This window comes from Bifidobacterium longum subsp. infantis ATCC 15697 = JCM 1222 = DSM 20088 (genome assembly GCF_000269965.1).
Taxonomy (GTDB): domain Bacteria; phylum Actinomycetota; class Actinomycetes; order Actinomycetales; family Bifidobacteriaceae; genus Bifidobacterium; species Bifidobacterium infantis.
Genome location: NC_017219.1, coordinates 342,018 through 363,339, shown reverse-complemented (window position 1 = coordinate 363,339; position 21,322 = coordinate 342,018). Strand labels below are relative to the sequence as shown.

Sequence of the window (21,322 nt, the reverse complement as noted above, 5' to 3'; positions counted from 1 at the left end):
TTTATTACCTAGGAGCGCAGAAAATCAAGGTTTACCAGTAGGGTGGTGTGCCATGCGTAAGTCTGTTAAGTCTATGTTATCCCCCCTCGGCAAGGCCGTTGCTCTTGCCTGTTCACTGGCGATGTGCGTGTCGCTGGCTGCCTGCTCCAGTTCGAGCTCGGACTCGAAATCCTCTTCTTCCGATTCCTCTTCATCTTCCGACTCTTCTGACAAGAAGGGCCAAATTGCCGGCGTGACCGCCAAGGGCAAGCTCGGCGAGAAGCCGACCATCTCCTTTAATACGCCGATGACCGTGTCCGACGGCTCCTATGTGGTGCTGCAAAAGGGCGATGGCGACGTGATCGAGGAGGGCGACCGCGTCTGTGCCCAAGGCATCGCGCTCAACGTTAAAGACGGCACCGAGCTCATGGACACCTGGACCAAGAACACGCCGGATTGCTCGCTGAAGGTGGATTCCAAGACCCTCTCCTCGACCTACTACAACCAGATCAAGGGCGCCAAGATCAACACCACGATCGGCTTTGGCGTCAACGCTCAGGATTCGTCCGGATACTCTTACATTCTGGCGATGACGTTTGTCTCCAAGTCCAAGGACCTGAAGAAGGCCACTGGCGAGGAAGTCAAGAATGTGCCGGCCAATCTGCCGAAGGTGACGCGAGCCAAGAATGGCAAGCCGTCCATTGACATGAACGGTCAGGGTTCGGTTGATTCGCTGATCTCGCAGACGCTGATCAAGGGTAACGGCGCCAAGCTGACCGACAAGAACACCGTGGTGGTCAAGTACACCGGTTGGCTTACGAATGGCAAGCAGTTCGATTCGTCCTGGGATCGCGATTCCACAATCGACGCCGATCTGTTCAGCGATTCCAGCGGCCAGCATCAGGTTATCGAGGGCTGGCAGAAGGGTCTGGTCGGCCAGACCGTCGGCTCTCAGGTTCTGCTGGTGATTCCGCCGGATCAGGCCTATGGAGATAAGGAGCAAGGTTCGATTCCCGCCAACTCCACGTTGGTCTTCGTAATCGATATTCTCGCCGCGTACTAAAAGATAAAGATATAGCAGGGGCTCCCTCTGATGAGGGAGCCCCTGCTATATCTAGAACAGCCTGAGACTGTCGTCCTCGGTGCCTTTCATATCGTCGTAATCGAGAATGAGGCAGGTGAAGCCACGGTCCTTGGCCAAGACCTGGGCTTGCGGCGTGATGGTTTGTGCGGCGAAGATGCCGTGCACCGGGGCCAGCAGCGGATCACGATTGAGCAGTTCGCAGTAGCGAGTCAGCTGCTCGACGCCATCAATGCCGCCGTGACGTTTGATTTCCACAGCCACATGCTCGCCTTCGGCATTCACGGCCATAATATCCACTGGGCCAATGGCGGTCGGGTATTCGCGACGCACCAGCTTGGCTCCCTTGCCGATACGCTCGATCTGCTCGGCCAGATAGCGCTGCAGATGGTCTTCCACGCCATCCTTGATGAGACCCGGATCTTCGCCCAGATCATAGGTTTGGTCGGAATAGATGTGTTGCAGCGTCACTTCAAGAATGTCCGAGCCCTTGTCGGCGCTGACACGTAACACCTTTTCCGGCTCACCAGCGGCGACACTTTCCGGGGAATGCGTCGCGGAATCACCATCCACAGCCCCACCAGCGACACTTTCCCGGGAATGTTGCGCAGATTTGGCGGCTGGGTCGATCTCACGAATCGTGCAGGGCGCGGTCATCCAGTTCAGCGGCTTGTAGGAGCCCAATTCGGAGAAAATCAACAGGCTGGAATCGGCCTTGATCAGCAATACACGTTTGGCCAGGGGCAGTGAGGCGTTGAGGCGGCCCGAATACTCGGCCGAACAGTCGGCAACAATAACTCGCATAGGCCACCACTGTAGCGCAACACATGGCATACATAGCAAAAGGGGCTCTCTGGAAAACCAGAGAGTCCCTTAAGGAGTTGGTTCAGATCACTCGGCGATGCCGGAGTACTGGACGTCGTGGCCGCGCTCGACCGCCACGGTGAGTTTGTTCGAGTCGAAGGAAATGAATCCGTCGGTCACCTCGAACATGTGACGATCGCCATCGGGCTCAACCACGGTGAGCGTACCCTGCTTGATCACTGTGAGCACAGGCTCATGGTCGGGCAGGATGCCCATGCCGCCCTCAGAGGCGGGAATGGTCACACTCGTCGCCTCGCCGTGCCACACAGGGTGGTCAGCGGCGACGATGTTGACCTTCATCGTGGTTTTTTCCGCAGCCATCACGCACCCAGTTCCTTCTGCATGTTGTGCCACTTCTCTTCGAGGTCGTCGATGCCGCCGATGCCGGAGAACGCCTGCTCCGGGACGTCGTCGTACACGCCGTCGCAGATGCGGGTGAAGGCTTCGATGGTCTCGTCGGCCGGCACGTAGGAGCCGGGGCGACCGGTGAACTTCTCGGCCACGTAGAAGTTCTGGCCGAGGAACTGCTCGATCTTGCGGGCACGGTTCACGGTGGTCTTGTCTTCCTCGCTGAGCTCGTCGATACCGATCAGGGCGATGATGTCCTGCAGTTCCTTGTTGCGCTGCAGAATCGCCTTGACGCGGTTGGCGCAGTCGTAGTGGGCCTGGCCCACGTAACGCGGATCGAGGATTCGCGAAGTGGAGCTCAGCGGATCCACGGCCGGGTAGATGCCCTTGGAGGCGATGTCACGGGAAAGCTCGGTGGTCGCATCCAGGTGGGCGAAGGTCGTGGCCGGGGCCGGGTCGGTGTAATCATCGGCCGGCACGTAAATGGCCTGCAACGAGGTGATCGAGTGACCACGGGTCGAGGTGATGCGCTCCTGAAGGGAACCCATCTCATCGGCCAGGTTCGGCTGGTAACCCACGGCGGAAGGCATACGACCCAGCAGGGTGGACACCTCGGAACCGGCCTGGGTGAAGCGGAAGATGTTGTCGATGAACAGCAGCACGTCCTGGTTCTGCACGTCACGGAAGTACTCTGCCATGGTCAGTGCGGTCAGCGGGACGCGCAGACGGGTGCCCGGCTGCTCATCCATCTGGCCAAAGACCAGTGCGGTCTTCTCAAGCACGCCGGCCTCGGCCATTTCGCCGATCAGATCGTTACCCTCACGGGTACGCTCGCCGACGCCAGCGAACACGGACACACCACCGTGGTTCTGGGCCACGCGCTGAATCATTTCCTGAATCAGCACGGTCTTGCCCACACCTGCACCACCGAACAGACCGATCTTGCCGCCCTGCACGTACGGGGTCAGCAGGTCGATGACCTTGATGCCCGTCTCGAACATCTGGGTCTTGGACTCCAGCTGATCGAAGGCCGGCGGGTTGCGGTGGATTGGCCAACGCTCGGAGACGGTGATGGTCTCATCCGGCTTCTTGTTGAGGATGTTACCGGACACATCGAAGACGTGGCCCTTGGTCACGTCGCCGACAGGCACGGAGATCGGGACGCCGGTGTCGGAGACGGAGGCACCACGGACCAGGCCGTCGGTGGGCTTCAGAGCGACGCAACGGACTGTGGAATCACCGAGGTGCTGTTCGACCTCGAGGGTGATCTCGGTCTCCTTCGCCTCGCCTTCTTCCTTGGCGCCGGTGTTGACGATCGTTACTTTCAGGGCGTTGTAGATGTCGGGCAGATGACCCACCGGGAATTCAACGTCGATAACCGAGCCCTGGACGCGGGTGACGCGACCGTTGGTAGGCTCGGCCGCAGTGGTCTGGTTGTCAGCCATATGCGTTCCTACTCTTCCTTCTTGGTCAGCGCGTCGGCGCTGCCGATGATTTCGGTAAGTTCCTGGGTGATCGAGGCCTGACGGGAAGCGTTGAGCTTGCGGGTAAGGTCATCGATCAGGTTTCGCGCGTTGTCGGTCGCCGTGTGCATGGCGTTCTGGCGGCTTGCGGTTTCCGACGCGGCTGCGGTCAGCAGGCACTCGTGGATTCGGGACTGGATGTACTTCGGCAGAATCGCGTCCAACACCTTTTCGAGACTGGGCTCGAACGTGTACAGCGGGGCGATGTCCGCAGTGGACGGGGCCGCTTCATCGGGCGACGGCACCTTGGTCTCGTTCTGCACGATCTCGACCGGCAGCATGCGCAGCACGCGCACCTTCTGCACCACCATGTTGATGAACTCGGTGTAGACGATGTAGAGTTCGGAGACTCCACCCTTCTCGGCCGGTTTCATGTAGGCGTCCATCAGGGTGTCGGAGATCGTTTCAGCGATTTCCACGCCGGGCTGGTCGGTGTTTCCTTCCCACGTCGCCGCGATGTCACGATTGCGGTACTTGTAGTACGTCGAACCGCGACGCCCGTACACGAACAGCTCCGGCTGCTTGCCTGCCGCATCAAGGCGGGACAGCAGCGACTCCGTTTCACGGATAATCGAAGAGGTGTACGGGCCGGCCATGCCACGATCCGAGGTGAGGGCGAGAACGGCCACACGCGGGTTGTTCTCGTCCTTCACCGCAATCGGATGCGTGATATGGGTGTGGGCCACCAACGCTTGCACGGCATCGAAAATCGCATCGGAGTACGGCTTCGCGTTCAGGGCCACATCACGGGCCTTGGCGATATGCGAAGACGCGATCATCTCCTGAGCGTTGAAGATCTTCGCCAACGACTCGGTGGAGTGGATGCGTGATTTCAATGCGAGTTGCGAGCCCATGGCTTACTTTTCTCCCGCCACGATCTTTTCCTGATCGACCGGCGCGGCCTTGACGCTTTCGACCTTCTTCTCTTCCAACGGCTTGCCGCTGCCGGAGACGAACGTCGAGCGGAACTCATCCACGGCCTTATCGAGGGCAGCCTCGGTGTCGGCGGTGAATTCCTCGGTCTCGCGAATGGTCTTGAGGATATCGGTGTTGTGGTCGATGTAGTCCAGCAGTCCCTGCTCGAACGGAAGGACGTCCTTCAGGTCGAGGTCGTCGAGCTTGCCGTGGGTGCCGGTCCATACGGACACGACTTCCTGTTCCGGCGAGTACGGGTGGAACTGCGGCTGCTTCAACAGCTCGGTCAAGTGGGCACCACGGGTCAGCTGGGCCTTGGATGCCGCATCCAGATCGGAGGCGAACATGGCGAAGGATTCCAGCGAACGGTACTGTGCCAGGGAGATCTTCAGCGTACCGGAGACCTTCTTCAGAGCCTTGGTCTGTGCGGCGCCACCGACTCGGGAGACGGAGATACCGACGTCCACGGCGGGGCGCTGGTTGGCGTTGAACAGATCGGACTGCAGGAAGATCTGGCCGTCGGTGATGGAGATCACGTTGGTCGGGATATAGGCGGACACATCGTTCGCCTTGGTCTCGACGATCGGCAGACCCGTCATCGAACCGCCGCCCAGGTCATCGGAGACCTTGGCGCAACGTTCGAGCAGGCGGGAGTGCAGGTAGAACACATCACCCGGGTATGCCTCACGCCCCGGCGGGCGGCGCAGCAGCAGGGAAATCGAACGATAGGCCTCTGCCTGCTTGGACAAGTCATCGAAGACGATGAGCACATGCTTGCCGTTGTACATCCAGTGCTGGCCGATGGCCGAGCCGGTGTACGGGGCGATGTACTTGAAGCCAGCGGAATCGGCTGCCGGGGAGGCCACGATGGTGGTGTACTCCATGGCGCCGGCGTCTTCCAGGCTCTGCTTCACCGAGGCGATGGTGGAGCCCTTCTGGCCGATGGCCACGTAGATGCAGCGGACCTGCTTCTTCGGGTCGCCGGATTCCCAGTTGGCCTTCTGGTTGATGATGGTATCGATCGCAATGGCGGTCTTACCGGTCTGGCGGTCGCCGATGATGAGCTGGCGCTGGCCGCGGCCGATCGGGGTCATCGCGTCGATGGCCTTGAGGCCGGTGGACAGCGGCTCGTCGACCGGGTGGCGGTGCATCACGTCGGGGGCCTGGGCTTCGAGGATACGCCGGCCTTCGATGTTCTGAATCTCACCGAGGCCGTCGATCGGCTTGCCCAGCGGGTCCACGACGCGACCGAGGTAGCCGTCGCCGACGGGCACGGAGAGCACTTCGCCGGTGCGGCGCACTTCCTGGCCTTCCTCGATTCCAGCGAAATCGCCGAGGATCACCACGCCGATCTCACGGGCGTCAAGGTTGAACGCCAGGCCGAGCGTGCCGTCTTCGAACGTCAGCAGCTCATTGGCCATGCAACCAGGCAATCCCGTCACGTGCGCAATGCCGTCACCGGCCGTGGCGACATATCCCACCTCTTGGGTGGGGGTGTCGCTCGGCTTGTACGACGACACGAAGTCGTCGAGGGCCTTGCGAATCGAGGCGGGATCGATGGTCAGTTCTGCCATGATCACTCCTTCTATTGGTTATTGTTCAGTCAAGTCTTTGCTTGTGTGTGGTGTTGGACGGATTGGCTCGGCCGGTCAGGCCGGAGTCGCCTCCGTCTGCACCTTGCGATGAAGGTTCTGCAGCTGTGCGACCACGGTGTTGTCCGTGACTTCGTCGCCCACCTGAATGCGCATACCACCCAGCACGGTCGGATCGACCACCGAGTTGATGTGCACCTGGCGGCCCACCTTGGCGGAGTAGACCTCGACCAGTCGCTTGATCTGCTCCTTCTTCAGCGGGGTGGCGGTGGTCACGGTGACCATCGACTCGCCCATGTGACGGGAGAACTTGTTGATCATCCACTGGATGGTCTCCAAGTAGCGGCGGCGGCGCAGGTTGCAAGTGGCGTGTTCGGCGAGCCTCATGGTGACCTTGTTCAGGGTCTTGCCAGAGAACACCTCACGGAACAGCTTCACACGGGCCTCGCTGGTGGCCTGGTAGTCGTACAGCTTGGCGCGCACGACCGGCAGGTTCAGCAACGCGGAATGCAGTTCGGACAGCTCGACGGAGACCTGCAGCGTGGCGCCGGTGGCGTCCGCGTAGTACATCATGGCGTCCACGCCGAAATCCTCCACCGCGTTGGCGATGTCCCGCGCACGGCTCCAGTGACGGGAGACCAAATCGGTCATGATCTCCATGGTCATCGGATGCACATTGTCGCCGAGCAGTTCCGTCAGCACGGCCACCTTGTCGGCAACCGGGCGGGACGGGTCGGTCAACGCGCGTTCGAGCTGGATGCTGTCGTCGAGCACCTTGGTGATCGTGAACAGTTCGTTGCCGATCCGCCACGCGTCCTCACGGGTGTCGCGCAGTTTCGGGGCCAGCGAATCACGCGACTCGCGGTCTGCAATACGTGATGCCTCTCCTCGCATGGTCACCTCCCTTTCTGGTTACGGATGGTCACGGTCACTTCTTGACGGCCAGATCGTCGATCATCGAATCGATCATCGAGGACTGCACGTCGTTGTCTTCCAGCTTGGCGCCAAGGATCTTGCCGGCCAGAGCGGTGGCAAGCGCACCGACCTCGCCCTTGAGCGAGACGATGGCCTGCTGGTGCTGGGATTCGATCGAGCGCTGTGCGGATGCGGCGATCTGGGCCGCATCGGACTCGGCGCGCGAACGGGCGTCGGCGATGATGTGAGACGCTTCGGCACGGGCGTCGTCGCGGATCTTGGCGGCGTCCACACGGGCAGTGCTCAGCTGGGCCTCATACTTGGCCTTGGCCTCGTCGGCGTCCTTCTTAGCCTGCTCCGCCTTGGCGATGTTGCCTTGAATCTTGGCGGCACGCTCGTCGAAGATCGCGTTGAACTTCGGCATGAAGAACTTGTAGAAGAACACTGCAACGATGACGAGGATGATCGCCGACCATACGATGTCATAGACCTCGGGAATGAACAGGTCAATCCCGCTTGCTGCTTGTGCCATCAAGCCCTCCTTTCAGTGATGGACATAATCGGTTTTCGTCTGTTGATCAGCGGATGATCAGGGCGGCGACGAAGCCGATCAGTGCCAGCACCTCGACCAGAGCCAGGCCGATGAACATGATGGTCTGGATCTTGCCGGACATCTCAGGCTGACGAGCGGTGGATTCCATGGCCTTGCCGAAGAGGATGCCCAGACCAATGCCAGGGCCAAGAGTACCGATACCGTAACCGATGACGGACAGGTTGCCGGCGACCTCTGCGAGGGTGATGATATCCATTGTGTTTCCTTTCTAACGTACTTGGCGACGTTATAAATCTTGGGGTTTGGTCGGTCTGCGATTTTCCCAGACCGGGGACCGGAAGCGGCGGGTTAGTCGCCCGTCACTCTTCCGGGAAGCTCAGGTTGATGTACACGGTGGAAAGAATCGCGAAGACGTAGGCTTGCAGGAAGGCGACGAACGCCTCGAAGCAGGTCATGGCGAAACCACCGGCGAACCACAGCGCACCCACCGGGATGCCCTGCAACTTGTTGGCCGCGTCAACCATCCAGAACTGTGCGAACGCCAGGCAGGTGGCGACCATAAGGTGGCCGGAAACCATGTTGGCGAACAGACGGATGGTCAGAGAGGCCGGGCGGATGATCAACAACTCAAGCAGGTTGATCGGAGCCAGCAGGATGTAGACCGGCCACGGCACACCGGGGGTGAACAGCTCGTGGCGCAGATAGTGGCCGAGGCCCTGCGAGCGGATGGCGGCGATCCAGTACTGGATCAGTGTCCAGACGGCGAACACGAGCGGCATGACCACCGTGGCGTTGGCCGCCATGTTCATGCCGGGGATGATGCCGCACAGGTTGAACACGAAGATCGTGAAGAACAGGGTGGTGATCATCGGCACGTAACGTTTGCCGCGGGTCTCGCCCATCACGTCATACACGACCTTGTCGCGCACGAAGTCGAGACCGTACTCGACTACGCCCTGCCAACGGCCGGGGATGAGCTTGGCGCGTTTCGCAGTCACGCCGAGCACCACCAGCAGCACAATGGTTGCCACGATACGAATCAGAATAATGCGGTTGATGGCAAACGGAGTTCCCTGGAACAGAATCTCCGGGGGAAGGAAGTCATCAACCGAGGGCAGATGAGCGCCTGCCTCGTCAGCCAACAGCAATCCTGCGCTGAGCGAACCGACCATATCACGCCTCCTGCTTCTTCAATGTCAGGTGTCAGTTTAAACCCACCGGGCAGGCAAATGTGACGTGCTCGTTACTTTCGTCTCCTCGGTGTGGAGTCTGCCGGGCGCGGACACGGAGTCTGCGCTGGGCATTCGGCTCCGAATGACTGAAGAGTGATTATTTGCCTGCGTCTAGACAATGTCAATACTACACCGGCGCGTCTTCTGGAATCGGCGGCGGCGCAAGGTTTTTCGGATGTTGCGCAAGCATTGTGCGCTATTAGTCACAATACGAGGATGTGCGGCATTTGCGCTACCCTCTGATCACTCCGTATCCGTCGTGGGCGAACGGCTCGAAATCATCCTGGCGCGGCCCGCCCGGCTCATGCCGAATCGAACGATCAGTACCGAGCTTCTTCTCAGCCCTGAGCTGCGGCACCTCGGTCAGGTCATACGGCGTGGTCTGGTACACCCAGTTGAGCCAGTTGCGCCACAGCAGATTGGCGTGGGCGCGCCAGGCGAACAACGGTTCCAGTTTCGAATCGTCATGCGGGAAGTAGTTCTTCGGGAAGGGCACGTTGGTCATGCCCTTGGCCATATCGCGCTCGTATTCCTCGGCGAGCGTGTACTTGCCGTACTCCCAATGGCCGAGCGCGAACACTTCGGAGAAGTCACGTGTGGCGATCAGGCCCGGGCCGGACTGTGGCCCCCAAGTCAAGATCTGAAGGTCATGGTTGGCACGTACCTCGTTTTCGTTCACGCCGGCGAGGCGGGAGTGCGGCTGCAGATCAATCTCGTCGAAACCATTGGTCAGGAAGCAGTATTCGTCCTGCAGGTACTGCGGGAATACGCCGAAAATCTTCTCGGGGTAATCCACCTTGTGGATGCCGTAGCGGTAGTACAGTGCGCCCATCGCGCCCCAGCACAGGTACATGGTGGAGAACACATGGGTGGAGGCCCAGTCGAGAATCGTCTTGAACTCGTCCCAGTAGTCCACATCTTCGAACGGCATATGCTCTACAGGCGCGCCGGTGACCACAAAACCGTCGTAATAGTTGTCTTTGAGCGCATCGAGGTTTTCGTAGAACTTGACGAGATGATCGGCGGAAACGTGCGTGGCCTCATGTGTGGAGGTCTTCATGAAGTCGATCTCGACCTGCAGCGGCGATTTGGAGATCAGTCTCAGCAGCTGCGTTTCGGTTTCGATCTTCTTGGGCATCAAGTTCAGGATCACCAGTTTGAGAGGACGGACGCGCTGACGCTCCGCCTCGGGCTTCTCCAGAGCGAAGATGCGCTCCGAATCGAGGATATCTCTGGCCGGCAGGCCACTGGGGATCTTGATAGGCATGCTCCCATTATGTCAACGTTCGGGATAACGGTTCAAGGCATCCGTCCGGCGGGCGGTTCACGGGACACCGGCGCGACACGGGGTGGAGCAGCTCGGTAGCTCGCTGGGCTCATGACCCAGAGGTTTTCACCTCGTCAATTCCATACTTTGCATAGCCCCTGACCATCCGGTCGGGGGTTCTTTCGCAACACAATCAGCACGAGGCGCTGCCAGTTGACGTCCCTCAGCCGCATCCGCACCCATGCCCGATTCAAGGCCCGGGAAGACGGTGTCAGCGAGCATACTCACCTCATGAACACCACAGGTATTGCAATGGTATTCGTTAAGTGTATGATAGGTATTCAGTAGGAGGTAGGACGTGGAATTCGAGTATGACCCGGCCAAAAGCGCGAAGAACCTCGCCAAGCACGGCATCGACTTCGAGCAAGCCCAACGCATGTGGGACGACGTCGTGCTTGAATTCGACGCCGACCCGCGCAGCGACGACGCCCGCTACCTTGAGCTCGGCGTCATCGACGGCAAGCACTGGACGGCCATCGTCACCTACCGGGGAGAACACAAGGACATCGTCCGCATCATCTCGGTGCGGCGCTCACGCGACTACGAGGAGGACACCTATGAGCAGCACAAGGACGATTGAGGAAGTCAAGGCCTCGGACATCGACGAGGCCTTCGAACGCGGCGACGACATGCGCCGGTACTTCGACATGACGAAGCCCCGCGTCATCCGCCCCGCGAAGACCAAGACCCGCAAGGTCAATCTCACCCTGCCCGACTGGATGGTCGAAAGCCTCGACGCCGAAGCGGACGAGCTGGCGGTCAGCCGCAACGCCGTGGTCAACACATGGCTCGCCGAGAAGATCGCCGAACGCAGGAAGGAACAACGGCTTCTGACGGTCTGAAACGACGAAACCCCCGCCCAAGTCGCGGCATCCACGCCATGCGCATGGTCCGCGATCTTGGGCGGGGGTTGTTTGTCCGGGGCGCGAAATATTCCACCGAATCCACCGGGCGAAATATTTCGCATATCAGGCCGTGAGCTTGGCCGTGGACGTGGACGCGCCGATGAACGCGCCGACCAACAGGCCGAGCGCGTTGAGCACGGTCACCGTCAGGTCAGTGCCCGGCCAGCCGGCCGCCTGAGCCGTGCCCCATCCCATGGCCGACACGCCCGAGAATCTTGACACTCCTGATTAATCGGGTATTGTTGAGCGAGCTGTCCAAATACAGGACGTGCCGACGCGGGGTGGAGCAGCTCGGTAGCTCGCTGGGCTCATAACCCAGAGGTCCATGGTTCAAATCCATGCCCCGCTACCAGTGAAAAGGCTAGGAATTATTTGATTCCTAGCCTTTTCTCGTATTCCAACATCCGTCTACACACCGTGAATCTGGACAAATTCTGGACAAATCCGCCAAGCAGTACCAACATGAATCAACAAATTCACGAACCATCACGGATTGCATGGTACCGCTTCCAGTCCTCTGGAGAGGCGTCTACAAGGGGTCCCGGACCATCGTTGACTTTGAGGATAGGGTCAATACGGTAGGAATATTTGTAAGGCTTGCCGTCTTCCGAGAAGGTCTCACGATATCTAGTTTCTAAGTCGGACGGAATTTCAGTTCCATCATTGAGCAAATCAAAATGAAGCTGCCGCATTCCGAGAACCTCTTGCTCGAAGTAGTCGAACTTGTTCGCATAAATCTGTTTTGGTGACACACCATATTCATTGGGCTCGTCAGACAATTCCCAATCTACCCAATGCTCAGCCATCCGCCGAACATTTTCCACAACATTCCGAAGCCTGTCGATTTCTTCGGTATCGGACGCCCCCACCCAATATTTCTGTACGGCCCGGCGAAACGAGTCACTCATACTTACATCATTTTCAGGATCAAGAATGAACGACCGTAAGGCGTTCTCACAATATCCAGCTGCTTCTTCCCCCGACATGCCGCCGTTTATCTTGTTCCAATTTGCGAATACGCCACTTCCTCGCTTCCAAATCCACCCCATCTTCTTCATCGCCGATACTGCCGTAACAAAGTCCGGAGCAATCGGATCATACGTACATTGGTCACCCACGATTGTCACCGAACAGATCCAACCGGTCGGAAGCACTCGCCATTTCTTGTCATGCATGACATCACGAGCCATCTCCGAAAGTGGTTTATTGACATTCACCGTCATGAGGGAACCCTGTATTGCTTGTGCATCCGCAACAGCCAGTTCGCTCTCTTCAGACGCGCCACGGTTTTCGGACTCGATAGCCCATAGATCTTGTTGCAGTTGGCAGAGCGGTAGGTAACGCTTCAATTTCGGTAATGGATGCTCTCGACTGGTAAGAATCCGGAGCACTTCCTCACCGCTGAGTTTTGACCGTCCGGAGAAAAGGTTCTTCGTTCGATTAAGGCTAAAACCTAGACTCGCACCCAGCTCTTTCTGACTCAAGCCCTCCGACATAGCCAACGTTTTCAAGGCACGAATCAGATTATCGCAGTCAATTTTCATATTTTTATCAGATCCTTAGAAACGCCGGGATTCCAACGAAAAACAATCCTCTTCAATACTGTTTAGTGTAAATTTTACACCTCAATAAAAACAAGTTTTCGGATACGCGATTGGATGGAACCATCGACGAAACCCAGAAAGGAGGTGGGCAACATGGCAGACGAACAGACACCACGGCTGCACGCGGAAATCGTGCAGGGTATCAGCAAAGCCGGTAACCGCTACGAGTGCATCGAAGTCCTGCTCGACGGAATGTCGATCGGCAGAATCTTCCCCAGCAAGCTCGAAATGGCCATGATCAAGCAGACCCTCGGCATCTGACATATAGCGCTGGAGGACGTTGTCGGACGCCCTCCAGCCACATCCACAATCCAAACCCTTAAGTCCACAAGGAGGACAAATGGACGCACTCATCACCTTAGTACATCAACATCCGGCTGCCATTCTTGCAATCGCTTGCGCTATTGCAGTTATCGGGGTCGCAGCATACGTGGTATTCGCTCTACGCAATAGTCTCATGGCATCCGCACTATCTGCTAAGCCGATGTCCCTCACGAAAGAACAGATCAAATGCTGCTCCGTGGAATGGCGCTGGAACCCCTCACGAATCACTTTCACAATTCCAGCCGCTTACACGAGCGACGAGGGAATCAACAAGTGGGCGGACGAAGTAGCTCCACGATTGGGAATGAGATTCCAGCCTACCGAGGTCCGGATCATTCCACGCAGGCTCTTCCGATCAGCGCAATACAAGGTCACCTTCGCAAAACTGAAGGAGCTCCGATAATGCTTCTTAAGAAACAAAATGCCGTTCAACGGTATGAGCTAGGTGCAGAGGTATCGAGGCCAAAGCAAATGGCCTCGATACCCCGCACCGCCCACCTCGCCATCATCGGTGAATCCAATTCCGGCAAGGGCAGCGTCATCGCAAACATCATCAGGCAAGAAGTGGAGGCTGGCGGGGAAGTCTGGTTCATTGATTTGAAGTCCGGCATGGAGGCCGAAAACTACGCCGCCGTGCTCGATAACAAGGCTTACTCCTTGCAAGAAGCGAAAGATCTTCTCTCCGCTTTCAACATGGACGTGGACACACGAGCCGAACGTTGGCGTGGGCAAGTCCGCACCGTCGATGATCAGCATGAGCGGCACCGCCTGCTCGTCATTGATGAGGCCGCCGATCTCATCCGTTCCGGTTCTGATAAGAAGACTTCGGACGCGTGCGTGGAGTCCATTAGATCGGCACTGTCTCGGTCTAGAGCATTGAACTGTACCGTGGTCGTGTCCACGCAGAACCCGCGCGTGAGCACCAGTCTCCCCTATCGCAGTCTGCTGCTTACCACGTTAGCGTTGCGTCTGAATTCCAAGAGCGAGGCTGTGATGGCCCTTGGCGAGGACGCCGTGCAGCGTGGTGCCCGCCCATGGCAGATCAGTTTCAACCGTCCCGGTGATGGCTATTTGTGGGATAGCGAGTCCAATACCGTGCGGTATATCCATGTGCCGTTCATGACGGATCAGGACATCCACTCACTGCGACGCCCCGGCACTGACGACGAAGCGGGCGAAGCGACAGCGGGAGCCCGTTCACACCCGACAAACAAGTTGTGGGGGCTACTACGACGCCCCCGCAAGGGATGAGAGATGAGGGACATGACTCATCAGAGAAAAGCTACGAACGAAAAAGGCAGGTACTGGGCTGGCCTAATCTATCCCGATAGTTGTCCCGACGATTGGAAAGACCGAATGAAGATCAGCGGTCTGGAAATCCTTGTTTCTCCCGTACACGATCAGGACATTGCCGACATCGCCACTGGCGAACTGAAGAAGCCACACCGCCATGTAATCGCAATGTGGGCCAACACGACCACACGCCAGAACGCCGAGCGTTTCTTTGAGCAATTCGGCGGCCCAAAGATGATCCTGCGATTGGAGAATCCCCGTGGCATGGCTCGATACCTGATCCACATGGATGATCCGGATAAGGCTCCATACAGTCCCGAAGACGTGCTCGAGTTCAACGGTGCGGACTGGAAAAAAAATCGCACTGGTTGAAGGCAATCAATCCGACGCCATGTCCATTGTCAAACTGGTGGAGGAAGAGCGCATTCACGGATATTTCGATCTTCTGAAGGCCTGTGAGGCTGACCACCCCGACCTTCTCGAATTCGCGACTAAACAAGTCACTTTCTGTCGAGAAGTCATTTGGAGCTACTGGAATTCGTATTTCGCTTTGCCGAAGGAGGAACGTCATGGAAAAGCCTGAACCAGACACTCAGCTCCAGTTCCTCGATGTCGCAGCTCTCCAAAGCATGTTCAAAGTTGGCCGTTCCAAAGCTCGTCTAATGATGGACGCGCTGCCATCAATCCGAGTGGGAAACAAGGACTACATCAGTCAGAAGGCCCTGAACGACTACCTCACCGCCAATGGCGGCATTCCCATCAGCTGGCCCAAGCGCCGCCGATAAAACTTCGGCCCGGTTTTCTTCTTAGGCAAATAGCCAGAAGGAGGCCGGGCCTTTCTGCGCACGACGACGGGACCGGTTATTCTTAACCACATGAGTGAAACCATCGCCGAAATACGCAACAAAGCCGCCACTCTGCTTTCTCCAGAACAGCAGCAGCAATGGGAACAGTTTCTTACTCCCATGCCAGTTGCCGAACAAGCCACGAGTCTCTTCACTCACTCTGATAAGCCCGTTCACATACTCGATCTTGGTTCCGGCACCGGCATCTTAGGAGCGGTGACTGCACGTCAAGCAGCCCCCGGCAGCAGCGTCTTAGCCATTGAACAGGACGACAAGCTCGCTTCTGCTTCCGAGCTCTCTCTCGCCCAAGTTTGCGATAGGACAAAGGTCATCCATTAATTTGGAATATCTAATATTCCTGCTTTATCATTGATTGCCAAGTCAAGCCGTTTCATCTTACCACCTGCCGTTAAACAATCAAGCATAAAGTCATACCATGAGCGTTCCTGTGCCAATAGATAACTTTCCATTTGCCGACACCCTCTGCCTTTTAGTTCTAATAAAACACCTAAATGCTCTTGCATGGAACACATGATGTTGATGTCGCCTAAAACATATTTGCTTTCATATCCGTACTTGCCAAAATCTTCATAAAGCATATAATCAGATTTTAATTGCAACACATCACGAATAATCTTTAATGCGTCCGTAGTAGGAAAGCGGACACGAAAGTAATCAATCAATAAGAATAATGGTTCTTGCGGATTAAAACGCTCAATCTGTTTTTGCATTGTTTGTTTTAGTTCATCAGAGGGAACAACACTACCGTTCTCTATTTGATTAAAATATGTACGACTGATACCACAGGCAACGGCAAATCTTCTTTGAGATACCCCATATTCATTCCGTTTATGTTTTAATTCTTCAATAAAATTTTTATCATTCATTCTTTAATTCCTCCAATCAAAAAAACAACTACCATTTACTGATAATTACCTCTACTTAAATTTTTCCTAAAAGAAAAAGACAATCAATTCCTTATTTGAAATCAACTGTCTTTCCTATGCCTTATTCAATTTTTATGTGTTAAATGAGTGCTTTTTTAGTTAACATCTTGTCATAAGCGGTTTTACCTTATAAATACAGCGTTTTCCGCTTAGTAGTGTATATTGTTTCTTGTTTTTTGTGCCCCCCTTGTTAGATAACGGGGGCTTTCTAAGGCTCGCTGCGCTCGCCAAACCGCCGAAGTGAACCGCCCGCTCGCCAGCAAGCTGGCGTGGCGCTATGTCTTACGACCGCCACCGCTGGCGGATCACTCCGTCGGTTTGCGAGATTTGGAGCGTATCTCCCACACAAACTGGGATTTGTATTATTCGTGTGTAAATCTTAATAAATAACCATCTGGATCTTGCACTAAAAACTCTTTTTGTTCAATAAGTTCTCCATTAGATTCGTATTTATTCAACATCATTTCTCTAAACAACGGATATTGAGAGCGAATAAGCTGTTGATATACTTTATCAATATCATTTACTTCAATAGAAAAATTAACTCCTCTACCAAAAGGATATGCCATTTCAGCAACATTCCAGCCATCATCTCGTAATTCTTCAAACATAAACTGTGAATCTTCAAATGATAGAAACATGAACTTATCTTCTACTCGTTCATATTCAATTTTAAATTGTAATATATTAAGGTAAAATTCCCTCGTTCTTTTTATATCTTTAACTGTTAATTCTGGTATTAGTTTGTTAAATTCCATTCTATCATCTCCACAAATTCTAATTTATCGCATACGAGCATTGACAAATTTCATAGGTACGTCCATGCGTTCCGCTACTTGTTCCGGCGTCATTCCACTGTTTAAGAAACGCTTGCATACTATTTTCATATTCTCTCCAACTTCGATAATATGTTTATCTGGGTCATAAAAACGAACAACACGCTGTCCCCATGAATGTTCTACAATAGGGTGGACATATTCAACATCACATTCTTTCAGCTTATCCGCAAATTCATCAAAATTATCTTCTTCAAAATAAATTCCAAAGTTATTGCCACCAAAAGAAATATCGCTTTTCCCAATAAAGTCTTTATATGTTTCAACTGTCTGCAAAGCCAAACCGCCAGTTAAAGTTTTATTTGCTCCGAAATCCATAATCACATGAAGCCCAAAAACCTTTTTATAAAACTCAACTGATTTCTCTATATCTGTTACCACCAGCATAGGATTTTTCATTTTCATTTCCGTTACCTCCATAACTTTCAATTTTGCCTTTATCTGCATTAAATCATGCTGTTATAAGCGTTGTCATTTCTTTTCTGCTTTTGAAAAACTACTTATTAGCCTATATTTTGTAAAGGGTGCTGTTCAGCATTGCTTACGCAACAAGCCCTTGACAAACCATAGACTAATAAGTTTTAGAGTAATCAAGCAGAAATGAAATAGTTGCTGTTACACTGCATAGAAAAAGACACTCTTTTTCAAATGTTATTTTTTCATAACTCTGTATTTCTTTGCATAAGTCGTTACATCAGGCTCTTTCATTTGTTGTAATTTCGTTGTAATTTTCCTTATTTTCTTTTTGGTTTTTTGCTGATAGATACTGTATTTACGCGGCTTTTCTCAATTTAGTATCTGTTTTTCATGGACAAAAGCCAGCTGATTGCTGATGCCATTGACACATTGCGCGAACTTGGAGTTGGCAAGGACCAACAAAATGAGCGTAGCGCAATGACATTGCTCGCCTTACTTCAGCTCAAGCCCGGAGACAACTGGCAGCAGGCTACCAATCCCATGTTGGGAACCCGCGCCATCATGGATTGGATTAGAGACTACTATGAAGTGGACTACAAACCAAATACCCGTGAAACCATCCGCAGGTTTACGCTCCATCAATTCGTAATCGCCGAATTAGTGGAGGAGAATGCCGATCGACCCGATCGCCCAATCAATTCTCCAAAATGGAACTACCGTATAACAAATGACACGTTGAATATGCTGCTGCATCGCGGCGAGTCCGAGTTCGAATTGATTCTCAAGAGATTCCTCGAGCAGCATGAATCCTATCAATCTCTTGCAGAGGAACGGAAGAATATGCCAAAAACACCTGTGATTCTTCCTTCAGGTGCTGCCCTGAGTCTATCTCCAAGTGGTCAGTCTCTTCTGATTAAAGCAATGGTGGAGGAAATATGCTGCCACGCTTTGCTCCCGGATGCCAAGTCGCTTATATCGACGATACTGACCATAAGCATGGTGCCGTAGACCCCGCATTGTTGGATGAACTTGGAATCAGTCTTAAGGCTCGCGAGAAGGCGCCAGACGTCATCGCTTGGGATGCAAAACGTGGCTGGCTATTTCTCATGGAAGCTGCAAGTACTCACGGCCCGGTTGACGTGACCAGAAAGAATGAACTGCACGAACTGTTCTCCGAGCAGTGGGACAAAATCGTATTGGTCTCATGCTTTCCTGATCGCAAGACCATGCAAAAATACCTCGCCCTACTAGCATGGGAAACCGAAGCATGGTGCGCCGACACACCAGATCATATGATGCACTTCAACGGATCCCGTTTCATGGGACCATACGGAGAATAGGCCACTAACATTAGCTGCGAAGCAGCTCTCCCATAAAGTCAGCTGCCTTGCGGTCGTTTTCTCCTACCTCCTCAGCATAGATATTCAACGTCGTGTTCAGGCTCTCGTGTCCAAGACGAGCCTGAACCGTTTTAGGATCCACGCCTCCAGCAACGAGTAGTGTGGCCTGAGCACGACGAAGCGCATGGAAATTAGGACCGACGTAGCCAGTCTGTTTCACCCTTTCGACTCCGCGCTTATCAACGTACCGAGTCTCATTGGTATAGTGCGCCAGACCTTCTTTGACGTAAAACTTTCGACGCCAACGGCTGAAGTTGTCGGGGTCCAAGAATCCGCATAATTCGTTGCTGCATACTGGTGAATCATCTTGCTGTTCAACACCTGCGGCGCGGAATAGATTATGTTGGCGAGTTTTCCACTGCTTCAGAAATTCAACTGTCTGCCTGTCGATGGAAATGGTGCGTCGAGACTTGGCGGTCTTGGGATCCTTCAGAATCTTCTCCTTGCCGAGCTGCTTACGAATGCGCAATCGCGCGTTGTCTAGGTCCACGTCTTCCCACACCAGCGCCAGTGCTTCGCCACGGCGAAGACCCGTGGCCACGCCCAACCAGACCGCTACAATTCGCCCGTCTTGAGGTTCCTGCCGTATCTTGTGAACGAATGCGAGTGCCTGTTCCTTTGTGATTCGTGTTTCCCTGCGCTTCTGTTGGCTCACCTTTGGGCGCCTGACGCCTTCCACCGCATCACATGGGTTGCGGTTAATCAGCTCATCCAAGAAAGCCTTGCGCATGATCTGGGATAATTTCATATGGACCTTGTGAATGGCATCTGGCGAAGCTCCATCCTGTTCCGACATGCGTAAATAGGCGTTCTCGATCTGCTGCGAGGTAAGGTCGATTACTCTTGTCTCTCCAAGATATTTCTTGATGTGGTCAATCTCATGTTGGTCCCGCTCAATGGTGAGCACGGAAACCGTGCCGAGAGCCTTGCGGTTGGATTGGAACATGTCAGCGTATTCCGCCACCGTCACGTTCTTGCCGGAACGCTCATCCTCGAGTTCTTGTTTGTAGGCAACCATCGCTGCCGTGGCCTCGGCTTTGTTCCCGTAGACCTTACGCGACTTTGACCAATGCCAAGACTTATGTTCATTGTCTGGAGCGAGACGGACGCGAATCGAATACTTCCGTCCTCGCTCCAGTTCGGTGATCTGTCCGGACGTTTCCCGCTTCGTCATATCAGCTACTCCTTCAACAGTTGGTTATATGCTACCAGATTTGGACAAATCTGGACACAAATAATCTGGACAAAAGTTGGACAAACTCGCCAATCACAACCAATATGAAACAAACAAAACGCCGTATTTCGAACCATTGTCGCACTATACAATAGACAATAACAAACTAGAACAATATAAGAAAACGTGGGCTCATAACCCAGAGGTCCATGGTTCAAATCCATGCCCCGCTACTAATCATGCAAGAGGCCGCCAGCCAACAAGGCTGGTGGCCTCTTGCGTTCCATGGTACAAAGGAATCAAGGGAACTCCCGCACCCTGCAGCCACATTCAATGTCTCTGAGCCTTCGGCAAAGGCTTAGAGACGATTCCAGACCCCCATGTCGGCCGTTAGACCGGGATTCTGAGTCGGTGCGTCATTTCAGCGACAACTCGATGATCTCGTACCCGTCGATCTTGGGAATGTTCAGATCGACATACCCGTCGGCCACGGTGTAGTCCCGTTCGGAGATCACCTCGCCCTGACGGATCGCGCGGACCGACTCGATCTCGGCGTCGCCCACATACACGCGCACGCGCTGGTCGAACAGCGGAACCTTCTCGTCGATCGTGTACAGGTTGGCGGCCGACTTCTTGCAGGGGTAGTACAGGCAATGCAGCATCAACGAATTGCGCGAACCCGAACGGCGCAGCTGCACCTCCAGCCCGCTGACCGTATGCCCGTCCTCCTTGCGCACCAGCTGCCTCGGCATCAGCAGATCGAGGACGTCGGCGAATATCGCCTTGACCCACGACGGGGCGAAATCCTTGTAGATGCGGAACAACGGGTGGGAGAAATAGACGACGTCGCCGTACCGCGTCGCCGCGGGGAACCCGACCCTCCCGGTCGAGGGGGCATGCAGGTGGGAGCAGAAATACCTCCCCTCACGATTGAAGTAGGGTTCGACCGAATCCAGCAGCACCCGCGATCCCGCCGTCCTCACCCGCGCGCCACGCTCGTACATGACGAACTCCTCTTTGGGCAGACGCGCCCCGACCTCGTCGTTCGGCATGATGAAATCCCGATCCCAATAGGAATCGCCCAGCATCCTGTTGCCGTACAGCGGATTGGTCTCGTCGCAGCCGTTGTCCATCGACATGTACGTGCCGATGACCTTGCCGCCGCCATGCACGTAGTCCAGCAGCTTCGCCGACCCGGAGACCGGCGAGATCCTCGCCGGCCAGACGCTCGACGCCACCCGCGAACAC

General features: G+C 55.0%; 28 protein-coding genes and 1 tRNA gene. 12 read left to right on the top strand and 17 right to left on the bottom strand.

What is annotated here, in order from left to right; all coding sequences use genetic code 11:
• Positions 1-52: 52 nt before the first annotated feature.
• Entirely contained in the window at positions 53-1,042 is a 990-nt protein-coding gene (locus tag BLIJ_RS01615) for an FKBP-type peptidyl-prolyl cis-trans isomerase (RefSeq protein ID WP_012576746.1), read from the top strand.
• A gap of 51 nt (positions 1,043-1,093) precedes the next feature.
• On the opposite strand, the gene nucS is transcribed toward BLIJ_RS01615, so the two are convergent.
• The 10 genes from nucS to BLIJ_RS01565 all read right to left on the bottom strand — a co-directional run bounded on the left by nucS (position 1,094) and on the right by BLIJ_RS01565 (position 10,269).
• The gene (gene nucS, locus BLIJ_RS01610) at positions 1,094-1,864 is read right to left on the bottom strand and encodes an endonuclease NucS (RefSeq protein WP_007051476.1); all 771 of its coding nucleotides are present in this window, start codon (positions 1,862-1,864) and stop codon (positions 1,094-1,096) included.
• 87 nt (positions 1,865-1,951) lie between these two features.
• A complete protein-coding gene (locus BLIJ_RS01605; RefSeq protein ID WP_012576745.1) occupies positions 1,952-2,245 on the bottom strand; it encodes a F0F1 ATP synthase subunit epsilon in 294 nt (97 codons plus the stop codon).
• On the bottom strand, positions 2,245-3,717 hold the full coding sequence (gene atpD, locus BLIJ_RS01600; protein WP_012576744.1) for a F0F1 ATP synthase subunit beta: 1,473 nt from the start codon (positions 3,715-3,717) through the stop codon (positions 2,245-2,247). The genes BLIJ_RS01605 and atpD overlap by 1 nt, the downstream gene beginning before the upstream one ends.
• A gap of 8 nt (positions 3,718-3,725) precedes the next feature.
• Entirely contained in the window at positions 3,726-4,649 is a 924-nt protein-coding gene (locus BLIJ_RS01595; RefSeq protein WP_012576743.1) for a F0F1 ATP synthase subunit gamma, read from the bottom strand.
• A 3-nt stretch (positions 4,650-4,652) separates the two neighbouring features.
• Entirely contained in the window at positions 4,653-6,284 is a 1,632-nt protein-coding gene (gene atpA, locus BLIJ_RS01590) for a F0F1 ATP synthase subunit alpha (RefSeq protein WP_012576742.1), read from the bottom strand.
• Positions 6,285-6,359: 75 nt separating this feature from the next.
• Positions 6,360-7,196: a F0F1 ATP synthase subunit delta gene (locus tag BLIJ_RS01585; RefSeq protein WP_012576741.1), complete on the bottom strand. Its 837-nt coding sequence runs from the start codon at positions 7,194-7,196 to the stop codon at positions 6,360-6,362.
• 34 nt (positions 7,197-7,230) lie between these two features.
• A complete protein-coding gene (locus BLIJ_RS01580; RefSeq protein ID WP_012576740.1) occupies positions 7,231-7,749 on the bottom strand; it encodes a F0F1 ATP synthase subunit B in 519 nt (172 codons plus the stop codon).
• A gap of 46 nt (positions 7,750-7,795) precedes the next feature.
• Entirely contained in the window at positions 7,796-8,026 is a 231-nt protein-coding gene (atpE, locus tag BLIJ_RS01575) for an ATP synthase F0 subunit C (RefSeq protein WP_012576739.1), read from the bottom strand.
• A gap of 103 nt (positions 8,027-8,129) precedes the next feature.
• Positions 8,130-8,942 (bottom strand): F0F1 ATP synthase subunit A, encoded by an 813-nt coding sequence (gene atpB / locus BLIJ_RS01570; protein ID WP_012576738.1) that lies wholly within the window; start codon positions 8,940-8,942, stop codon positions 8,130-8,132.
• A gap of 292 nt (positions 8,943-9,234) precedes the next feature.
• Positions 9,235-10,269: a homoserine O-succinyltransferase gene (locus tag BLIJ_RS01565; protein WP_012576737.1), complete on the bottom strand. Its 1,035-nt coding sequence runs from the start codon at positions 10,267-10,269 to the stop codon at positions 9,235-9,237.
• 358 nt (positions 10,270-10,627) lie between these two features.
• On the opposite strand from BLIJ_RS01565, the gene BLIJ_RS01560 reads away from it, so the two are divergent.
• Together BLIJ_RS01560 and brnA are read left to right on the top strand one after the other, a co-directional pair.
• Positions 10,628-10,909 (top strand): BrnT family toxin, encoded by a 282-nt coding sequence (locus BLIJ_RS01560; RefSeq protein ID WP_012576736.1) that lies wholly within the window; start codon positions 10,628-10,630, stop codon positions 10,907-10,909.
• Positions 10,887-11,171: a type II toxin-antitoxin system BrnA family antitoxin gene (gene brnA, locus BLIJ_RS01555; protein ID WP_012576735.1), complete on the top strand. Its 285-nt coding sequence runs from the start codon at positions 10,887-10,889 to the stop codon at positions 11,169-11,171. Before BLIJ_RS01560 ends, brnA begins: the two co-directional genes overlap by 23 nt.
• A gap of 126 nt (positions 11,172-11,297) precedes the next feature.
• On the opposite strand, the gene BLIJ_RS14545 is transcribed toward brnA, so the two are convergent.
• Positions 11,298-11,456 (bottom strand): hypothetical protein, encoded by a 159-nt coding sequence (locus BLIJ_RS14545; protein ID WP_155392792.1) that lies wholly within the window; start codon positions 11,454-11,456, stop codon positions 11,298-11,300.
• A 53-nt stretch (positions 11,457-11,509) separates the two neighbouring features.
• Between BLIJ_RS14545 and BLIJ_RS01550 the strand changes: the two genes are divergently transcribed.
• Positions 11,510-11,586 (top strand) — tRNA-Met (locus BLIJ_RS01550).
• Between the two features lie 124 nt (positions 11,587-11,710).
• On the opposite strand, the gene BLIJ_RS01545 is transcribed toward BLIJ_RS01550, so the two are convergent.
• Positions 11,711-12,778 carry a helix-turn-helix domain-containing protein gene (locus BLIJ_RS01545; protein WP_012576733.1) on the bottom strand — a complete coding sequence of 356 codons (1,068 nt, stop codon included), beginning with the start codon at positions 12,776-12,778 and terminating at the stop codon, positions 11,711-11,713.
• 153 nt (positions 12,779-12,931) lie between these two features.
• Between BLIJ_RS01545 and BLIJ_RS14745 the strand changes: the two genes are divergently transcribed.
• The 6 genes from BLIJ_RS14745 to BLIJ_RS01515 all read left to right on the top strand — a co-directional run bounded on the left by BLIJ_RS14745 (position 12,932) and on the right by BLIJ_RS01515 (position 15,639).
• Positions 12,932-13,099 (top strand): hypothetical protein, encoded by a 168-nt coding sequence (locus tag BLIJ_RS14745; RefSeq protein ID WP_012576732.1) that lies wholly within the window; start codon positions 12,932-12,934, stop codon positions 13,097-13,099.
• Positions 13,100-13,633: 534 nt separating this feature from the next.
• Positions 13,634-14,413 carry a type IV secretory system conjugative DNA transfer family protein gene (locus tag BLIJ_RS01535; RefSeq protein ID WP_230581255.1) on the top strand — a complete coding sequence of 260 codons (780 nt, stop codon included), beginning with the start codon at positions 13,634-13,636 and terminating at the stop codon, positions 14,411-14,413.
• 3 nt (positions 14,414-14,416) lie between these two features.
• Positions 14,417-14,827 (top strand): Rep family protein, encoded by a 411-nt coding sequence (locus BLIJ_RS14095; protein ID WP_012576730.1) that lies wholly within the window; start codon positions 14,417-14,419, stop codon positions 14,825-14,827.
• A 19-nt stretch (positions 14,828-14,846) separates the two neighbouring features.
• The gene (locus tag BLIJ_RS14090; protein WP_012576729.1) at positions 14,847-15,038 is read left to right on the top strand and encodes a hypothetical protein; all 192 of its coding nucleotides are present in this window, start codon (positions 14,847-14,849) and stop codon (positions 15,036-15,038) included.
• Entirely contained in the window at positions 15,025-15,240 is a 216-nt protein-coding gene (locus tag BLIJ_RS01520; protein ID WP_012576728.1) for a hypothetical protein, read from the top strand. The genes BLIJ_RS14090 and BLIJ_RS01520 overlap by 14 nt, the downstream gene beginning before the upstream one ends.
• A 90-nt stretch (positions 15,241-15,330) precedes the next feature.
• The gene (locus tag BLIJ_RS01515; protein WP_041981656.1) at positions 15,331-15,639 is read left to right on the top strand and encodes a hypothetical protein; all 309 of its coding nucleotides are present in this window, start codon (positions 15,331-15,333) and stop codon (positions 15,637-15,639) included.
• Here the strand turns inward: BLIJ_RS01515 and BLIJ_RS01510 are convergent.
• The 3 genes from BLIJ_RS01510 to BLIJ_RS01505 form a co-directional block, all read right to left on the bottom strand.
• The gene (locus tag BLIJ_RS01510) at positions 15,636-16,187 is read right to left on the bottom strand and encodes a helix-turn-helix domain-containing protein (RefSeq protein ID WP_012576727.1); all 552 of its coding nucleotides are present in this window, start codon (positions 16,185-16,187) and stop codon (positions 15,636-15,638) included. The genes BLIJ_RS01515 and BLIJ_RS01510 overlap by 4 nt on opposite strands.
• 422 nt (positions 16,188-16,609) lie before the next feature.
• A complete protein-coding gene (locus tag BLIJ_RS13280) occupies positions 16,610-17,005 on the bottom strand; it encodes a bleomycin resistance protein (RefSeq protein WP_012576726.1) in 396 nt (131 codons plus the stop codon).
• Positions 17,006-17,029: 24 nt separating this feature from the next.
• Positions 17,030-17,503 carry a VOC family protein gene (locus BLIJ_RS01505; protein ID WP_197535189.1) on the bottom strand — a complete coding sequence of 158 codons (474 nt, stop codon included), beginning with the start codon at positions 17,501-17,503 and terminating at the stop codon, positions 17,030-17,032.
• 387 nt (positions 17,504-17,890) lie between these two features.
• On the opposite strand from BLIJ_RS01505, the gene BLIJ_RS01500 reads away from it, so the two are divergent.
• The gene (locus BLIJ_RS01500) at positions 17,891-18,508 is read left to right on the top strand and encodes a truncated deoxyribonuclease (protein WP_014484544.1); all 618 of its coding nucleotides are present in this window, start codon (positions 17,891-17,893) and stop codon (positions 18,506-18,508) included.
• Entirely contained in the window at positions 18,436-18,840 is a 405-nt protein-coding gene (locus BLIJ_RS14890; protein ID WP_231837848.1) for a BsuBI/PstI family type II restriction endonuclease, read from the top strand. The genes BLIJ_RS01500 and BLIJ_RS14890 overlap by 73 nt, the downstream gene beginning before the upstream one ends.
• 10 nt (positions 18,841-18,850) lie before the next feature.
• Here BLIJ_RS14890 and BLIJ_RS01495 read toward each other — a convergent pair whose 3' ends face one another.
• Both BLIJ_RS01495 and BLIJ_RS01490 read right to left on the bottom strand, forming a co-directional pair.
• Positions 18,851-20,074, bottom strand: a complete 1,224-nt coding sequence (locus tag BLIJ_RS01495) for a tyrosine-type recombinase/integrase (protein ID WP_012576724.1) — start codon at positions 20,072-20,074, stop codon at positions 18,851-18,853.
• Between the two features lie 416 nt (positions 20,075-20,490).
• The gene (locus tag BLIJ_RS01490) at positions 20,491-21,312 is read right to left on the bottom strand and encodes a hypothetical protein (protein WP_014484542.1); all 822 of its coding nucleotides are present in this window, start codon (positions 21,310-21,312) and stop codon (positions 20,491-20,493) included.
• Between the last annotated feature and the right edge of the window lie 10 nt (positions 21,313-21,322).

What these genes read in the sequence shown, in the direction of transcription:
- BLIJ_RS01615 (WP_012576746.1), top strand. Translation starts at nt 53, where the DNA reads ATGCGTAAGTCTGTTAAGTCTATGTTATCCCCCCTCGGCAAGGCCGTT.
- nucS (WP_007051476.1), bottom strand. Translation starts at nt 1,864, where the DNA reads ATGCGAGTTATTGTTGCCGACTGTTCGGCCGAGTATTCGGGCCGCCTC.
- BLIJ_RS01605 (WP_012576745.1), bottom strand. Translation starts at nt 2,245, where the DNA reads ATGGCTGCGGAAAAAACCACGATGAAGGTCAACATCGTCGCCGCTGAC.
- atpD (WP_012576744.1), bottom strand. Translation starts at nt 3,717, where the DNA reads ATGGCTGACAACCAGACCACTGCGGCCGAGCCTACCAACGGTCGCGTC.
- BLIJ_RS01595 (WP_012576743.1), bottom strand. Translation starts at nt 4,649, where the DNA reads ATGGGCTCGCAACTCGCATTGAAATCACGCATCCACTCCACCGAGTCG.
- atpA (WP_012576742.1), bottom strand. Translation starts at nt 6,284, where the DNA reads ATGGCAGAACTGACCATCGATCCCGCCTCGATTCGCAAGGCCCTCGAC.
- BLIJ_RS01585 (WP_012576741.1), bottom strand. Translation starts at nt 7,196, where the DNA reads ATGCGAGGAGAGGCATCACGTATTGCAGACCGCGAGTCGCGTGATTCG.
- BLIJ_RS01580 (WP_012576740.1), bottom strand. Translation starts at nt 7,749, where the DNA reads ATGGCACAAGCAGCAAGCGGGATTGACCTGTTCATTCCCGAGGTCTAT.
- atpE (WP_012576739.1), bottom strand. Translation starts at nt 8,026, where the DNA reads ATGGATATCATCACCCTCGCAGAGGTCGCCGGCAACCTGTCCGTCATC.
- atpB (WP_012576738.1), bottom strand. Translation starts at nt 8,942, where the DNA reads ATGGTCGGTTCGCTCAGCGCAGGATTGCTGTTGGCTGACGAGGCAGGC.
- BLIJ_RS01565 (WP_012576737.1), bottom strand. Translation starts at nt 10,269, where the DNA reads ATGCCTATCAAGATCCCCAGTGGCCTGCCGGCCAGAGATATCCTCGAT.
- brnA (WP_012576735.1), top strand. Translation starts at nt 10,887, where the DNA reads ATGAGCAGCACAAGGACGATTGAGGAAGTCAAGGCCTCGGACATCGAC.
- BLIJ_RS01545 (WP_012576733.1), bottom strand. Translation starts at nt 12,778, where the DNA reads ATGAAAATTGACTGCGATAATCTGATTCGTGCCTTGAAAACGTTGGCT.
- BLIJ_RS14745 (WP_012576732.1), top strand. Translation starts at nt 12,932, where the DNA reads ATGGCAGACGAACAGACACCACGGCTGCACGCGGAAATCGTGCAGGGT.
- BLIJ_RS01535 (WP_230581255.1), top strand. Translation starts at nt 13,634, where the DNA reads ATGGCCTCGATACCCCGCACCGCCCACCTCGCCATCATCGGTGAATCC.
- BLIJ_RS14095 (WP_012576730.1), top strand. Translation starts at nt 14,417, where the DNA reads ATGAGGGACATGACTCATCAGAGAAAAGCTACGAACGAAAAAGGCAGG.
- BLIJ_RS14090 (WP_012576729.1), top strand. Translation starts at nt 14,847, where the DNA reads ATGTCCATTGTCAAACTGGTGGAGGAAGAGCGCATTCACGGATATTTC.
- BLIJ_RS01520 (WP_012576728.1), top strand. Translation starts at nt 15,025, where the DNA reads ATGGAAAAGCCTGAACCAGACACTCAGCTCCAGTTCCTCGATGTCGCA.
- BLIJ_RS01515 (WP_041981656.1), top strand. Translation starts at nt 15,331, where the DNA reads ATGAGTGAAACCATCGCCGAAATACGCAACAAAGCCGCCACTCTGCTT.
- BLIJ_RS01510 (WP_012576727.1), bottom strand. Translation starts at nt 16,187, where the DNA reads ATGAATGATAAAAATTTTATTGAAGAATTAAAACATAAACGGAATGAA.
- BLIJ_RS13280 (WP_012576726.1), bottom strand. Translation starts at nt 17,005, where the DNA reads ATGGAATTTAACAAACTAATACCAGAATTAACAGTTAAAGATATAAAA.
- BLIJ_RS01505 (WP_197535189.1), bottom strand. Translation starts at nt 17,503, where the DNA reads ATGGAGGTAACGGAAATGAAAATGAAAAATCCTATGCTGGTGGTAACA.
- BLIJ_RS01500 (WP_014484544.1), top strand. Translation starts at nt 17,891, where the DNA reads ATGGACAAAAGCCAGCTGATTGCTGATGCCATTGACACATTGCGCGAA.
- BLIJ_RS14890 (WP_231837848.1), top strand. Translation starts at nt 18,436, where the DNA reads ATGCTGCCACGCTTTGCTCCCGGATGCCAAGTCGCTTATATCGACGAT.
- BLIJ_RS01495 (WP_012576724.1), bottom strand. Translation starts at nt 20,074, where the DNA reads ATGACGAAGCGGGAAACGTCCGGACAGATCACCGAACTGGAGCGAGGA.